Consider the following 714-nt stretch of genomic DNA (forward strand, 5'->3'; position numbering starts at 1 on the left):
ATACACCCCACAAACCCCAAATATGCTACAATACCCTAACATTCATTAAATAGAGCTTTAAATACCATGACCTACTCCTTAGACTTTCGTAAAAAAGCTTTGGCACTCATCAATGACAAAGGCATGTCTTATCGCAAGGTAGCTTCTTTACTTAATGTCTCTACTTGTACCTTACAAAACTGGCAACAAAACATACAGATTAAACCCACCAAAGAAGTAAAGCCTAGAAAGATAGATGATGAGGCATTACTCAAAGATGTAGAAGATTATCCCTACGATTATCTGTATGAGCGAGCAAGACGATTTGGTTGTACTGACATGGGCATTTACAAAGCTTTAAAAAGATTGGGCATTACTCATAAAAAAACAAAATAATACACCCAAAGTCAGACATCAATAAGCAGTTAGAGTATTTAGCTAAACTTACCGCCTATCAAGAGCAAGACTATCCCATCATCTACAAGGATGAATCAGGGTTTGAAGCACGCACTTATCGTCCTTATGGTTATGCTCCTATTGGTCAGCCTAGCATCTTGTATCATAACTACCAAAACAGCAGATTAAGGGTTAATGTCATTGGTGTTTTATGTCACAATCAATTGTTTGCTTGCCTTATCATAAACACCACACTAACACCCAAACGGTTTATGATTGGTTAAAACACACCTTAATTGTAAAATTAAAGCGAAAATGCGTGATTGTCATGGACAATGC

At 36.8% G+C, this 714-nt stretch carries 2 protein-coding genes; both read left to right on the plus strand.

The features are described 5' to 3' along the window. Positions 1-66: 66 nt before the first annotated feature. The gene (locus tag B0182_RS13745) at positions 67-375 is read left to right on the plus strand and encodes an IS630 transposase-related protein (RefSeq protein ID WP_078275445.1); all 309 of its coding nucleotides are present in this window, start codon (positions 67-69) and stop codon (positions 373-375) included. 80 nt (positions 376-455) lie between these two features. Beyond that, a complete protein-coding gene (locus B0182_RS15390) occupies positions 456-659 on the plus strand; it encodes a transposase (RefSeq protein ID WP_425319932.1) in 204 nt (67 codons plus the stop codon). Positions 660-714: the final 55 nt, after the last annotated feature.

This window comes from Moraxella bovis (assembly GCF_002014975.1).
GTDB lineage: Bacteria > Pseudomonadota > Gammaproteobacteria > Pseudomonadales > Moraxellaceae > Moraxella > Moraxella bovis.